Origin of the sequence: Microcystis sp. M44BS1 (assembly GCF_020244875.1) — a bacterium.
GTDB classification, from domain to species: Bacteria; Cyanobacteriota; Cyanobacteriia; order Cyanobacteriales; family Microcystaceae; genus Microcystis; species Microcystis panniformis.
The window spans coordinates 1-13,204 of sequence record NZ_JADBVM010000029.1; the positions used below are offsets into that span (position 1 = coordinate 1).

Here is a 13,204-nt window from a genome sequence, read left to right on the forward strand (position 1 = left end):
GTGGTCGAGGGAATCAACAATAAACTTAAACTAATAAAACGGAGAGGCTATGGCTTTAGAAACTTTCGTAATTTTTGGGTTAGAAGTATGTTATCTTGGCATCTTGTCTGTTGATTTAGCATAAAGAGTAACGAAGAGCCTTAAATATAAGATGAACGTAGGTTGGGTTGAAGCATGAAACCCAACGCCCGCATAGTTTACGCTACCGCTAACCCATCCTATAAATAATTGTGCCTCCCTACTTATCAGTTATCATTGATTAGTTATTGGTCACTGATTACTATTTACTGATTACTGATTACTGATTACTGATTACTAATTACTGTTTACTGTTTACTCTCCCATGACTCCTTTTGTTGAGAAACTAAAAACTCCTTTAACTAAGCAAAAAATCTCGGTTCTGCAAATTAATTTGGGGAAAAGATGTAACCTTGCTTGTAGCCATTGTCATGTGGAAGCTAGTCCAGGTCGTTCCGAAGAAATGACTCCAGAAGTGTGCGAACAAATTATCGAACTGATCGCAAGATTTACCCAAATTAAAACCGTCGATCTGACCGGCGGCGCCCCGGAAATGCTCTACGGTTTTAAGCCGATTGTGGAAATCTCTAGAAAAGCTGGGAAACAGGTAATTGTGCGCTCGAATTTAACTATTTATTTCGAGAAAGGATTTACTGATATTCCTGAATATTGCGCTGGCCATCAACTGCGGGTGGTGGCTTCTTTACCCTGTTATCTTGCCGATAATGTGGATAAAATGCGCGGTCTGGGAGTCTATGATCGCTCGATCGCCGCTTTACAATGGTTAAACCGTCTCGGCTACGCTCAAGAGCCGAATTTGATTGTGGATTTAGTCTATAATCCCCAGATTCCTAAGTCAGATAATTTTTCTCTCACACCAGATCAGGTATCCCTGACACGGGATTACAAAAAGTTCTTGCAAGAACATTTTAATATTTCTTTTAACAATCTATTTACTATCACTAACCTACCCGTCGGAAGGACGCGCTTCCATCTGGAACACCGGCAACTCTATCAACCCTATCTTCAATTCCTCGAAGACCATTTTAATGGCGATACTGTCGAGCATTTGATGTGTCGTAATCAGCTTTCGATCGATTATTTGGGTAATATCTATGACTGCGATTTTAATCAGATGGAGGATCTGTCCGCTTGCACCAGTCAATGCCAAAAATTAACCCTGCCGGATTTATTACAAGGGGATAGTTTAGATGTAATTGCAGAGGTACAAACCGCTTCCTATTGCTACGGTTGCACTGCCGGCAGCGGTTCCAGTTGTGGAGGAGCTTTGATTTCAACCTGAACAAGTGTACTGGATTGACAGCCAGTCTCGGAAAATTTAGTACAAATGCTCGGACTAGCTCTCCCTGCTACCAACTCCGGCACTGTCTTAACGAGTAATGTTAGATAGTTAAAAGTTTGGCTAATGATTAGGGACCGGAAAAAACCGCCGATTCGATATCTTGGCGACTAAGGGAGTATTTAAAAGCGCGATTGATATCACTGCCGTCATTGGCTGCTCGAAAGTAACGAACGGTGATTTCTTCGATATCGAGGCAGATTTCCGCTTTCCATGTCGGTTTTTCCACAGTCCAACAGTGAACATTCTCGGTATTTTTCCGACAACCTAATTTAACTAGCCATGCTTCGATCGCCGGTAAGGGATGATTATAGAGGGGAGTATCGGCAGTGGGAATCTTCATCGCATGAATCTAAATCAAAAATAATTGGGCTACAGTGACAGCATTCTCTCCTCGAAGCATAGCAATAATCACCGCCAGTAACAAGCAGCCGAGCAGGGTGAGTGCCAAGATAAACAAAGCAAAAATCTCTCCCGAAGATAGGGGGCGATCGGTAGGATCGAGATAGGCGCTACGATTAGCTATGGGTTGATCGCCATCCGGGATAGTTTGGATGACATTCCAGCGCGAGTAACCTATCTGTAAATCATACAGGGAACGGCGATCGGGATTACTCAGGGTGGCATAAGCTTCGTTAAGACGCTGGAATTTAACCGTTGCCACTTCGGGGCTGAGTTCGGTAGTATCGGGGTGGTATCGTTTACTGAGTTCCCGATAAGCGCGTCGCACTTCGATCACCGAGGCACTCGGATGTAGTCCTAGAATGGCATAATAGGTATTGGCAAAGCGCGAGTTAGCGGCAATGACTCGCGGAGTAGTTTGGGAATTATCGCGCTCGAAGGTCACAAGATTTTTTACCGAAAAATTGGGTTTAAAGCCTCGCCCTTTTAGGGCGACTTGATCTGATGTATGATATTAAGAATAGCGGGCCGGGTAAGCAACCGCTTAAAAAACCCAGTCATCGCAGGATGAACGCACCTTGAAAACTAGAGTTATGGGGTTCTATAGGGGAATGCTCCTATAGGTAAAAGCTCTAAGCGTCAAGTACCAGAGAAACCAATTATTTTAGAGGTTTTGAACTGTATCGTAGGGCATACGAAAACAGGCTTCTGTAAGGGAGCGAAAGTCTGAGGAGAGAACCACCTCTGGGTGGGATTTCGCCAGGAATCTAATTCAAGTGGACTCGTTGAGCCAGAAATTCTCAGCAGTGATGCTAGAAGAATCCACGTCCGTTTACGGCGTGGGGTATGTCAAACTAAAAATTGTCTTAATATTTTAACCCTGTTGATCATGAAATCTCGTTATCGGCTGCGTCTTCAGATCTTTCTTGTCTTTCTCATTGTTGCTCTGACGAGTTTCTCTCCTTGGCTAACCCCTAGCGCCTATGCGGGAATCGATGACGATCGCCTTGATGGTAATATTTTTGTGGTCTATGCGGGTAATGGTTCCCTCGTACCACCGCGTTTAAATTTAGCGGAAACTTTTCAACGGAAAATTCCGGCTATTATTGTCTATTATTTGGATGATAGTAGTGATTGTAAGCGATTTGCGGCGATTGTCTCCCGTTTTCAAGAGTTTTATGGTCGCGCCGCCAGTATTATCCCCGTAAGTGTCGATTCTATCCCCTTAAAGTCTTCCTATCGTGCCGATGAACCGGGTTACTATTATCGCGGTGGGGTTCCCCAAACGGTGGTTTTAGACCAACAGGGTAAAGTGGTTTATGATGGTTTGGGCAATGTTAAATACGAAGATGTGGATGATGTCTTAAGAAAGGTTTTTGATCTTCTGCCTCGAACGCAATCGCTGGAGTTAAAAAGACGCTCTTTTAACGAGTTTAACGCTGAATTGCGCTAGTTACCTCTTTTTTATCCTCAATTGAACCAAAAATAATCATTTAGAGATGCTGTCAGCAGCGTCTCTATCTTGTTTGTAGGAACAATAAAATTATTTACCTAAGTAAGCTGTTCGTAATTTAAATTGCTTGTTGAGACGAGGCAAGGGGCAAGAGGCAACCCCCCTGCCCCCCGACATCGGGGGGATTGGAGGAGATTCGGCTAATCCAAGAATAAGCAGTTTAAATACGTCTTAGCTTAGTCGTGCAAAATTAATTTCCTAGTCGAGACTCCGAGACTCCGAGACTCCGAGACGGGAGACAGCTATTAGGTATCGGATTTGGGTTTTCAGTTCTCTGTTTGCTCACATCAGCAGAAGTCTTACGGAGTAGTGGCTTAGATGTGTAATTAATTTTGCTTAGGTACTTATTGTTTTTATTATCATTTAAGATTTATTTGAACCAATAAATGCTAGGCAGTTCAGATTTTGGCTCTCTTATTCTTTGTGTGATCAGTTTAACTTACTATAGAAGCGATCAATCTTTGTGTCCTCTGTGTCTCTGTGGTTCCTTCCGCTCGCTCGCCCGCAGGACTGTATCTTAGAATACATTTTACCCACCAAACCTAAGAGAGCCAGATTTTATCTTAAATAACACTTAAAAAATATTGGCAACAGTGCCAAACTGGAAAAAGTTTGCTAACCTGATTACATTGATAATAAGAATCATTCTTATAGGTGTGGGAGACAGCAATGAAAATCAAGCAAAATTTCCTAACAGCAGCGATATTACTGGGTTTTTCTGGTCCGGTACTGGCTAATAGTCTCGAAACCCTCTCTAGTAACCCCATGGCACAGGTGACGACGGTGAATCAATTGCGGGATGTTTCTCCCACCGCCTGGGCTTTTGAGGCCTTAAGAAGTCTCGTGGAGAGGTATGGTTGTATAGTAGGTTATCCTGACCGCACTTTTCGCGGTGAACGCGCTTTAACTCGTTGGGAATTTGCCGCGGGGTTGAATTCCTGCTTAAATACCCTAGAAAGATTGATTCAAGAAGGAGTAGCGGTATTAAAAGAAGATCTAGACAAAATCAAGCGATTAGTCAAGGAATTTGAGACAGAATTAGCAGCACTAGGGGCAAGAGTTGATAACTTAGAAAATCGAGTCGCTTTTCTGGAAAATAATCAATTTTCCACCACTACTAAATTAACTGGGGAAGTGGTGATGGCATTATATGGGGTAGCCACAGGAGAAAAAAACGGTGGTGAAGGGATTCCCCAAGTGCCAGCTTTTGGTTATCGGGCCCGTTTAGAATTAAATACTAGCTTCACAGGTAAAGATTTACTCTATACCCGTCTAGCAACGGGAAATATTGCCGATTTAGCCGATACCACCGGAACTTTTCAAAGTACCTTAGCCTTTACCCAACCCGACGGCAACGATTTATTGCTAGAAGTTTTAAACTACAGTTTCCCCCTAACGGAAAATATCCAACTCTGGTTAGAAGCGACGGGAGGTGCTAAAGATGACTTTACCAATACCCTCAACTTTTTGGATGGAGATGGTGCTAGTGGGGCGCTTTCCGATTTTGGTACCCGCAATCCCCTTTATTTTGCCCCCGGACAAACTGGACTCGGTTTACAGGGTAATTATGGGGCTTTGCAATTCAGCGCCGGTTATCTTGCTGGGGATGCTAACGATCCTAACCCGGGTGCGGGTTTATTTAACGGTTCCTATACTGCCCTAGGGCAGGTGGGTTATGTTCCAAACGAGAATTTTGGCATTGCTTTATCCTACTTTCATGGTTATAACCAATTAGATACGGGAACGGGAAGCCAGCGCTCGAATTTCCGATTTTTCACCGAAGAGCTATTCGGCGAGGCTGTCCCGACAATTAATAATAGTTTGGGTTTACAATTTACTTGGCGAATTGTCGATGGTTTTGTCCTCGGTGGTTGGGGTGGTTACACAAAAGCGAGAACTCTTAGCACCTTAGATGGACAACTAGAACGCGGGGATTTAGATATCTGGAATTGGGCGGTAACTTTGGCTTTTCCTGATTTATTTAAGGAAGGAAATACGGCGGGGATTATTGTTGGTATGCAGCCCTGGGTATCTAGTTCTAGTATTAGATTAAATGATGGCAGTGCCACTAATGATCCCGATACTTCCTTTCATATTGAAGGATTTTATGAGTGGAAAATCACCGATAATATTGCCCTTACTCCGGGGGTAATCGTGATTACTTCTCCTAACTCAAATAACAACAATTCCACCTTAGTTATCGGTACTATCCGCACGACTTTTACTTTCTGATTTGTCTAGGCAGCCAGTCAGAAATAAAGATAAAATATGACCGAATTTAACATCATTTCTCCACTGGCTGCCGTTCCGCACTCTAAACTAACTGAATGAAGGGGCATTTATGGTATTTTTAGAAGCAATTTAGCCTACTTTTGTGGTTTCTTTTTTGATGGATTTAGAGGGTTTTAGTTTATGCTTGAGGGTTGAAGTTGTGGCGAAGAGGTCAAGGACGATTTGAGGAACACTGTGGCTCTTCGGGACTTGGTATGGTTCGATAGGGGGGCATAAATCGACTAAATCCTTATCTGGCAAGAGATTTAATTGATTAGTTCGCTCCAGATCGCAAACAATTGACAAAAATTGCGGCAATGTCTGTCTCTATAAGGGTTTCATTCCTTATAACCCCGTCGATTGCATAAGACAAACCGAAGAACCACAAACACTGTTAAATGTGATTAAATAGAGTACAATGAAAGTTGAAGATACACCTAGTTACCTAGTTAAGCCATGAAACAAGTTATCAAAAATATTAAGGTATCGGAGATTCCTACACTAATCGCTCAGTTAGGTCTTTCTCCTGAACAAGAAGTTAATCTGACAATTGAGGAAAATTCAGAAAGTCTTATCTCAATTATGGATAAAGTCGGCAAAAAAGCTCAAGCTAAAGGTTTGACAGAAGATAAACTAACAGAACTATTAGTAGATGAATCCTAATCGAGTTGTTATAGATACAAATGTTTTTATTAGTGCTTTACTAAATCCCCTAGGAACACCCAAAAAAGTAATCAATATAGCAGTCAGTCAATTTACTATTCTCCAGAGCGAGGCAACTTATCAAGAATTGGCAACGAGAATAAGTAAAAATAAATTTGACAAATATTTAGAAAAAGATGATAAGTTAGATTTCTTGTCGTCTCTTAAAAATAGGAGCTTATTTGTTGATATATGGCATGAAACGAGAGTTTGTTCCGATTTAGATGATAATAAATTCTTAGAATTAGCTGTATCTGGAATGGCACAATACATCATAACAGGCGATAAAGATCTTTTAATTCTCAATACTTATCAAGGGATTCCAATTATTACTCCAGCAGAGTTTTTAGTTATTTTCTAGTGTCCCTGAGAATTTTTTGAGGGAGGAATGCAAAAAAATAAACCCACTCAAGATTGAATGAAGGGGCATTTATGGTATTTTTAGAGGCAATTTAGCCAACTTTTGTGGTTTCTTTTTTGGTTGATTTAGAGTGTTTTAGTTAGCGCTTGAGGGTTGAAGCTGCACCGAAGCCGAAAGGGATGATAATTCACCAATCCTCCTAAAACTGTTATCTTTTGATGATGACTAATTTGTTTAGCTTGCTCTTGCTGCTAAATCGGTAGTGATACTGGCATTATATCTGGATAATGTTATGATCCCGATAGGGGTAAATTTTATTGCGATTGCGTTAGCGCAAATACAATGTTGATAAAAATTAATGTAGTAACCATAATATAGCTACATTTGGAGAGTAAAATTGAAGTGGACATGGGACGACAACAAAAATCGGACAAACAAGCGCGATCACGGCTTGAGCTTTGAAGCCGCTCAATATGTTTTTGCCGATCCTCTCGCTGTCAGCCGTCCTGATCCATACCCAGAGGAAGAACGCTGGCAGACTATCGGACTGATCGGTAAACTGACTGTGTTTGTGGTGCATACTTGGCCAGAGTCTGATTCAGTGACAGGAGAAGAAACGGGACGAATTATTAGCGCACGCAGGGCAACAGCCCATGAAAGGAGGGCTTATGAACAAGGGAGATTCTAATCCAGTACCGCCAGAGATACAGGCTGAAATTGACGCTCTAGCCGCATCACAAGAGCCTATCCGCACAGATCTGATCCCAGAGGCTACGGGAGATTGGAGCAAGGCGCGGCGTGGTGTGTTTTATCGTCCGCTCAAACAGCAGATCACTCTAAGCCTTGATGCTGACCTGATAGACTGGTTCAAAACCCAGGCCACACAAGAGGAGGGGTATCAGACCAGTATTAATCGCGCCCTGCGAGAATATGTGGAAACACGGGCAAAAAAATAAACCCCATCAAGATTGATTGAAGGGGCATTTATGGTATTTTTAGAGGCAATTTAGCCTACTTTTGTGGTTTCTTTTTCGGTGGATTGGGAGGGCTACTGGCAGTGACAAACTCAAAAGGAGTAAAGCCAATTCCCTGAAAATTAGCTAATTTACCACCTGAAAATGGGTAAAACCCCACACCCCCCCTGCCCCCAGGAAAAACTTTTTCAGCCAACCCTACTTAAGGCGATCGATTTTCCTAAAACCTGCAAGGATTTAATCCTCATAAATGCGGCACTCTAAGGCATCGGGATTGGCTTCGCAGTAAGCCTGAAATGAGTTACTCCCCTGTTTTTTGGCCCGTTGATGGGAGGCTTCGGCCTGGAGTTCCTCCACCACATCCCAGGCCGCGGCGCAATCTGGAGAGGTCTCACCCTTGGCCGCACAAATTGCCCGTGCGTCTTCCCGGGCTGCTTCAATTTCATCTTCAATGAACAACCGCTTGGGCTTTTCAACAAAATCGCTCTTGAAGAGAATATCACTGACAGAAATAATGCCCAGCAAAGTTTTACCCTGAATCACCGGTGCGCGGCGAATGCGGGTTTGAGCAAATAACCGGGCCACATATTCCACCCCCAGTTCGGGATTGACAACCACACAGGGCTTGGCCATAATTTCGTAAACCCGCATAGTTTTAGGATCGTGGCCAAAGGCCGCCACTTTGTAAACGATGTCGGTTTCGGTGACAATTCCATAAGGGTCCTGTTCATGGCGCGGTTCGACAATCAAACCCCGCAGTTTTTTTTCTTTCATCAATTTCACGGCATCGGCAACCGTTGCCGAACCACGAATGGTGACAACGTTTTGGGTCATAATTTCTTGAGCTTGCAGCATATATGGTTTGGTTTTTTTAAATGAAAGAACTGGTATAAATGCAAAAGTTGACTAGGGTTGCCCCGATAGCAATTTCCTAGACTCTTGTGGGCTGAGTGCCACTTTGAATACAGATGACAAAGACCAATCGGCGATCGCTGGTTGGGGCTGGGACGGCATGGCCGCAGCTGTGTTCCCCTGAATGCCGGGAGCATAGGCCTCCAGCACAGCGCCATTTTGCCAACACATGGCGATGAAATAATCACACACTGGGCATTCCGTCTGAGCAACCTGTCGGGCCGGACACTTATATCCTGCGGGTAGGCGATCGCTCAAGAGCCGTTGAGCTACGCTGCCACAGTTAGGACACCGAATTTCTATAAGCTTGTTCATCGCCATACCTCAAAATTAAATAGTGGTGTGAGAAGGAAAGGGTCAACGTCGGAGGTTTGCCCAGAGTGTTTGTTCGCGGTGGAAGACTATAATTGTCGTTCTACGGCTGCCGTAAATTCTTCATAGGGTTTAACCCCAACTAATGTTTCTATCAATTCCCCCTGTTTAAATACCATGACAGCAGGAATACTTCTAATCCCAAAGCGTTTGGCCACGAGTTTGTTACTGTCTAGGTCAAGTTTGAAGACTTTGGCACGATCGCGATAGTCATCGGCCAATCGATCGATCAACGGTGCCACCAGTTTGCAAGGTCCACACCAGGTTGCTGTGCAATCTACCACCAACACTGATTCACTCTTTAAGAGGGAATCAAATTCAGTTTCATCTTGAATAAATGTAGCCGTACCCATGTTTATATCTCCAAATTGATGCTGTGTAACTTAGGACAAATTCTCTGCTCGCTGGGTTTTAGAATATAAATTCAGCTTTGAACCGCTCCTCCTCTAAAAATGCTTGGCTTTTGACCCTTTAACTTTGTCCGCCTCCCGGGGGTATCGTCTATAGTTTGGTTGTCCCAGACATCGATGGTGACATCTAGTCCCTGCTCATGCAGGGGTTTTACTGTGTAAGTCGTCAACGGCTGCCCCCAATCAAAACAAATTTGCGACGTTAAGTTGCGATAATATGGTTTTGCAAGTTGTTGCATTTAGATACCCTATGACAGCGACCCCTTCCAACGATTTATCTGCCTGGGAGCGGCTAGAACAAGGCAGACAAGCAAAAGCAAACAACGGTGGTTATGCTGGCTACGGCTCCCCTGCCTTTGGACAACGATCGATCGATGGGGAATTAGTGGATGATCCGGAAGAGTGCCGGGTCATTGAACTGATTCGCCGTCATCACAAATCAGGGAAATCCTTGCAGAAGATCGCCGATTGGCTTAATGAACAGGGCTACACCACCAAACGCGGTTTACTATGGCAGCGTATTTCCGTAAAGCGGGTGCTAGATCGACTTTATGGAAAGGTGTCCAGAATTTCTGGAGTAACCCCTCAGTCCGACCAGAACCCGGAAGTACTCACCCCAGCGCCCGGTGATGTCGCCCCTGAAACCATTAAAGGCTGAATAACCTCTAAATAAAAAGTTTCAGGCTTTAACCTGTTACATCCCTCTATGATACACCGAAGTGGGTCTAAAATCTTTACGAGTTTAATAAAAATTGTAACAAAACGTTACATCTTTTAGGAAAAAGTTAAATGACGCTACACTTTGAGATAGTTTTAGAACGGGTTTTGGCAACTCTGAGAGTCTGGGTTCTTTGCCCAGTGGCTGTTCTGTCTATCTTAGCCTTTGCGATCGCAGGATGGTGCTGATGTCCCTCGATACACCTCTGAGTTGGGCCCCCGATCTGGAAAAAGCGATCAATCGCCAACCCTTGACGGTGCCGCCAACCACTTCCCTGGCAGATGCGATCGCCATGATCGGTCAGGCCCATAGTCGTCTGTGTTTACTCACCGATGACCTATCCCCTCTAGCTGCTCCGGCCGGAGAGGTGCGTGTTAGCTGTCTGCTGGTGGTGCAGGGGCAAGAGCTATTAGGAATTTTGACAGAACGGGATGTGGTGCGACTCACCGCTCAAGGAATTAACCTGACCGAGACAACCGTTGCCGATGTGATGGTCCATCCCCTGATCACGTTACCCCAGCAATCTGCTCAAGACATTTTTGCTGCCCTATTTTTGTTTCGGCGCTACCGCATTCGCCATTTGCCGATTGTCGATAACCAAGGACAGTTAATCGGGGTGATTTCCCATGAAAGTATTCGCCAGATATTGCGTCCGGCCAATCTATTGCGGTTTCGTCGCGTATCGGATGTGATGACCACTCAAGTGGTACAGGCCCCACTCACCGCTACAGTCTTGCAATTGGCCCAGTTAATGGCCGAACATCGTGTCAGTTGTGTGGTGATCACCCAGAGAAATTCCCAAGACAATGACTACCCCGTTGGTATTGTGACAGAGCGAGATCTTGTCCAGTTTCAAGCAGTTCAAATCGATCTGCACAAAACTAAGGCCCAGACGGTGATGAGTACGCCGTTATTTCTTCTCAACCCGGAGGATTCCCTGTGGACGGCCCATCAGGAAATGCAAAAACGGCGGGTGGGGCGTTTGGTGGTTTCTTGGAACTGGGGTCGCGGGTTGGGCATTGTCACACAAACCAGTCTGTTAAGGGTTTTTGACCCGATGGAAATGTATGGGGTGATTGAAAATTTACAACAAACGATTCAACAGCTAGAGTCCGAGCGATCGCCCTCCCTTCCTTCCCCACCAGCGGACTTATTACTTCAACCAACTTGTGACCGATCAGAAAAAGAGATTGCTGGCGATCGCGAATTATTACTAGCCTTGCTGGACAATGCTTACAAAGACGTAAAGTATATGTTGACTAACTTAGATATTGTCGTCGAGCAGCGGCGATCTTTGCTTCAATCTGTTCTAGAGAAGCTTGAGTACCTCGGTCGTGAAATTAGCTCTTAGTAAGCTGTTCGGATCTCTTAGGTTTGGTGGGTAAAATGTATTCAAAAGATACATTCCTCCTAGCGAGGGGGTGGAAGGAACCACAAAGACACAGAGGACACAAAGATTGATCGATCATAGAGTAAGTTAAACTTATCACACAGAACCTAGAAGAGCCTTGGATTGAGTGATAAAACCGAAAGTAACGCCCAATTTTAGGAGAAAGTTTCCCCTTAAAAATCCCAAATTAGTAGATTTACAAAAATGAGATGCACCCAATCAAAGGCACATCTGTCTTATAATTCAATAAGTACCTCAGCAAAATTAATTACACATTTCGATAAAGCTTTTGCCTTTTGCCTTTTGTCCCCTACCTTCGTTAAAACCACTCACTTAATAGGATAGTTACACAACGTAAAAATTGATTAATTCAGGAGTTATTATTATGCTAGAACAAATGATGAAGATGTTAGAAGGGCAACGAATAAACTCTTATCGTCTTAATAAGTTTCTTGGTGCGGGTGGTTTTGGGGGTGTATTTCATGCTAGTGAAAGGGAGGATATGCGCCCCTTATCTAGGGCGGATCTGCGCCCCCCTTATCAAGGGGGGATCAAGGGGGGATCAAAGGCACAATCTATCTTCAATTTAATAATTATAACCACTCACTTAATAGGATAGTTACACAACGTAAAAATTGATTAATTCAGGAGTTATTATTATGCTAGAACAAATGATGAAGATGTTAGAAGGGAAACGAATAAACTCTTATCGTCTTAATAAGTTTCTCGGTGCGGGTGGTTTTGGCGGTGTGTTTCATGCTAGTGAAATGGTCAGAAATACATCGGTTCAAGAAGTTGCCATTAAAGTTATCCCCGAAAGTAGCGATGATAAATTAATTGAATTACAAAATGACAGAAAGTTAGAACATTCTAATTTAATTAAGGCTTATTCGGTGGGAGAATTTACTTTTCTCAATACTGAAATGCTTTATTTAGTGATGGAATTGGCACAGGGTAGCCTAGAAAATCACATCGCCAAAGGCGGTTTATCATCAAGTGAAATTAAAAATATTACTGCTCAAGTCGCCCAGGGCTTAAATTATCTTCATGGACAAAATAAAGTCCATCGAGATTTAAAACCGGGTAATATACTCAAGGTTAATCAACAATACAAGTTAGCAGATTTTGGCTTAATTAGAACTTTAAATAACAAAAGCCACACTCAAACCGTCCACAATAGCGGTACAATTATTTATATGCCTCCTGAAGCCTTTAGGGGTGATATTTCCTCAGCTTGGGATCTGTGGTCATTAGGTATTATGTTAATCGAAATGACCACTAATCAACTTCCCTATAAGTTCAATAATGATATTAATCAATTAATGGCAAAGGTGATGAATTGTGAGCTACAAATACCTAGTTTACCGAAAGAGTTTAAACCGATTATTGAAGGGTGTTTGCAAAAAGATAGAAAACAAAGATGGACAGCACAACAGGTTTTAAATGCCTTACAACCTCTGGGATGGAATTCTCCCCCGTCACCTCCACCAGCACCGGCAGCAGTCAAAAAGCCTGTTTCACCTACTCCATTTACCGAAAAACTACCCAATCGAGTAACACTGGAGATGGTGAGCTTACTAGCAGGTCAATTTCTCATGGGTTCTCCTGACAGTGATCCCGATGCTAGGGATTCGGAAAAGCCTCAACACCAAGTTAAAGTCAACAGTTTTGCGATTGGGAAATATCCAGTGACTCAGGCACAATATGAAGCAGTAATGGGAACCAATCCCTCTAAGTTTCAAAACAATCCCCAAAATCCGGTAGAAAATGTTAGTTGGAACGATGCTCAAGCTTTTTGTCA

At 43.4% G+C, this 13,204-nt stretch carries 16 protein-coding genes and 1 pseudogene; 12 read left to right on the plus strand and 5 right to left on the minus strand.

Annotation, left to right across the window (positions count from 1 at the left end; translation table 11 throughout):
* Positions 1–114, plus strand: a 114-nt coding sequence (locus IM515_RS01470; protein ID WP_130758671.1) for a transposase, incomplete at its 5' end; no start/stop codon positions are given.
* Positions 115–343: 229 nt separating this feature from the next.
* Positions 344–1,321, plus strand: a complete 978-nt coding sequence (gene arsS / locus IM515_RS01475; protein ID WP_287627152.1) for an arsenosugar biosynthesis radical SAM (seleno)protein ArsS — start codon at positions 344–346, stop codon at positions 1,319–1,321.
* A gap of 127 nt (positions 1,322–1,448) precedes the next feature.
* On the opposite strand, the gene IM515_RS01480 is transcribed toward arsS, so the two are convergent.
* Together IM515_RS01480 and IM515_RS01485 are read right to left on the minus strand one after the other, a co-directional pair.
* Complete coding sequence (locus tag IM515_RS01480; RefSeq protein WP_002770501.1) at positions 1,449–1,721, minus strand: DUF3143 domain-containing protein; 273 nt, start codon at positions 1,719–1,721, stop codon at positions 1,449–1,451.
* Between the two features lie 9 nt (positions 1,722–1,730).
* Positions 1,731–2,225 (minus strand): J domain-containing protein, encoded by a 495-nt coding sequence (locus tag IM515_RS01485; RefSeq protein WP_193959840.1) that lies wholly within the window; start codon positions 2,223–2,225, stop codon positions 1,731–1,733.
* A gap of 444 nt (positions 2,226–2,669) precedes the next feature.
* On the opposite strand from IM515_RS01485, the gene IM515_RS01490 reads away from it, so the two are divergent.
* From IM515_RS01490 to IM515_RS01515, 6 genes are all read left to right on the plus strand, one after another.
* A complete protein-coding gene (locus tag IM515_RS01490) occupies positions 2,670–3,233 on the plus strand; it encodes a thylakoid membrane photosystem I accumulation factor (RefSeq protein ID WP_287627158.1) in 564 nt (187 codons plus the stop codon).
* A gap of 729 nt (positions 3,234–3,962) precedes the next feature.
* Positions 3,963–5,525, plus strand: a complete 1,563-nt coding sequence (locus IM515_RS01495; RefSeq protein ID WP_287627153.1) for an iron uptake porin — start codon at positions 3,963–3,965, stop codon at positions 5,523–5,525.
* 495 nt (positions 5,526–6,020) lie between these two features.
* The gene (locus tag IM515_RS01500) at positions 6,021–6,227 is read left to right on the plus strand and encodes a hypothetical protein (RefSeq protein ID WP_185237093.1); all 207 of its coding nucleotides are present in this window, start codon (positions 6,021–6,023) and stop codon (positions 6,225–6,227) included.
* Complete coding sequence (locus tag IM515_RS01505) at positions 6,217–6,627, plus strand: putative toxin-antitoxin system toxin component, PIN family (protein ID WP_287627154.1); 411 nt, start codon at positions 6,217–6,219, stop codon at positions 6,625–6,627. Before IM515_RS01500 ends, IM515_RS01505 begins: the two co-directional genes overlap by 11 nt.
* Positions 6,628–7,024: 397 nt before the next feature.
* Positions 7,025–7,315, plus strand: a complete 291-nt coding sequence (locus IM515_RS01510) for a BrnT family toxin (RefSeq protein WP_002770510.1) — start codon at positions 7,025–7,027, stop codon at positions 7,313–7,315.
* Positions 7,296–7,583 (plus strand): BrnA antitoxin family protein, encoded by a 288-nt coding sequence (locus IM515_RS01515; RefSeq protein WP_002790271.1) that lies wholly within the window; start codon positions 7,296–7,298, stop codon positions 7,581–7,583. The genes IM515_RS01510 and IM515_RS01515 overlap by 20 nt, the downstream gene beginning before the upstream one ends.
* A gap of 255 nt (positions 7,584–7,838) precedes the next feature.
* Here the strand turns inward: IM515_RS01515 and IM515_RS01520 are convergent, their stop codons facing one another.
* The 3 genes from IM515_RS01520 to trxA form a co-directional block, all read right to left on the minus strand.
* Complete coding sequence (locus IM515_RS01520; protein WP_002770514.1) at positions 7,839–8,456, minus strand: CP12 domain-containing protein; 618 nt, start codon at positions 8,454–8,456, stop codon at positions 7,839–7,841.
* A gap of 51 nt (positions 8,457–8,507) precedes the next feature.
* A complete protein-coding gene (locus tag IM515_RS01525; RefSeq protein WP_002770516.1) occupies positions 8,508–8,834 on the minus strand; it encodes a hypothetical protein in 327 nt (108 codons plus the stop codon).
* Between the two features lie 80 nt (positions 8,835–8,914).
* A complete protein-coding gene (gene trxA, locus IM515_RS01530) occupies positions 8,915–9,238 on the minus strand; it encodes a thioredoxin (RefSeq protein WP_002790231.1) in 324 nt (107 codons plus the stop codon).
* Between the two features lie 274 nt (positions 9,239–9,512).
* On the opposite strand from trxA, the gene IM515_RS01535 reads away from it, so the two are divergent.
* The 4 genes and pseudogenes from IM515_RS01535 to IM515_RS01545 form a co-directional block, all read left to right on the plus strand.
* Positions 9,513–9,953, plus strand: a complete 441-nt coding sequence (locus IM515_RS01535; RefSeq protein WP_346304798.1) for a recombinase family protein — start codon at positions 9,513–9,515, stop codon at positions 9,951–9,953.
* Positions 9,954–10,191: 238 nt separating this feature from the next.
* The gene (locus tag IM515_RS01540; RefSeq protein WP_287627156.1) at positions 10,192–11,364 is read left to right on the plus strand and encodes a CBS domain-containing protein; all 1,173 of its coding nucleotides are present in this window, start codon (positions 10,192–10,194) and stop codon (positions 11,362–11,364) included.
* A 424-nt stretch (positions 11,365–11,788) separates the two neighbouring features.
* A pseudogene (locus IM515_RS26075) lies at positions 11,789–11,896 on the plus strand (serine/threonine-protein kinase); the annotation flags it as partial.
* A 166-nt stretch (positions 11,897–12,062) separates the two neighbouring features.
* A partial coding sequence (locus IM515_RS01545; RefSeq protein ID WP_287697832.1) for a protein kinase domain-containing protein occupies positions 12,063–13,204 on the plus strand: 1,142 nt, incomplete at its 3' end.

Coding starts and splice junctions, on each gene's coding strand:
- trxA (WP_002790231.1), bottom strand. CDS start 9,238: ATGGGTACGGCTACATTTATTCAAGATGAAACTGAATTTGATTCCCTC.
- IM515_RS01500 (WP_185237093.1), top strand. CDS start 6,021: ATGAAACAAGTTATCAAAAATATTAAGGTATCGGAGATTCCTACACTA.
- arsS (WP_287627152.1), top strand. CDS start 344: ATGACTCCTTTTGTTGAGAAACTAAAAACTCCTTTAACTAAGCAAAAA.
- IM515_RS01520 (WP_002770514.1), bottom strand. CDS start 8,456: ATGCTGCAAGCTCAAGAAATTATGACCCAAAACGTTGTCACCATTCGT.
- IM515_RS01480 (WP_002770501.1), bottom strand. CDS start 1,721: ATGAAGATTCCCACTGCCGATACTCCCCTCTATAATCATCCCTTACCG.
- IM515_RS01490 (WP_287627158.1), top strand. CDS start 2,670: ATGAAATCTCGTTATCGGCTGCGTCTTCAGATCTTTCTTGTCTTTCTC.
- IM515_RS01525 (WP_002770516.1), bottom strand. CDS start 8,834: ATGGCGATGAACAAGCTTATAGAAATTCGGTGTCCTAACTGTGGCAGC.
- IM515_RS01535 (WP_346304798.1), top strand. CDS start 9,513: ATGGTTTTGCAAGTTGTTGCATTTAGATACCCTATGACAGCGACCCCT.
- IM515_RS01515 (WP_002790271.1), top strand. CDS start 7,296: ATGAACAAGGGAGATTCTAATCCAGTACCGCCAGAGATACAGGCTGAA.
- IM515_RS01505 (WP_287627154.1), top strand. CDS start 6,217: ATGAATCCTAATCGAGTTGTTATAGATACAAATGTTTTTATTAGTGCT.
- IM515_RS01495 (WP_287627153.1), top strand. CDS start 3,963: ATGAAAATCAAGCAAAATTTCCTAACAGCAGCGATATTACTGGGTTTT.
- IM515_RS01540 (WP_287627156.1), top strand. CDS start 10,192: ATGGTGCTGATGTCCCTCGATACACCTCTGAGTTGGGCCCCCGATCTG.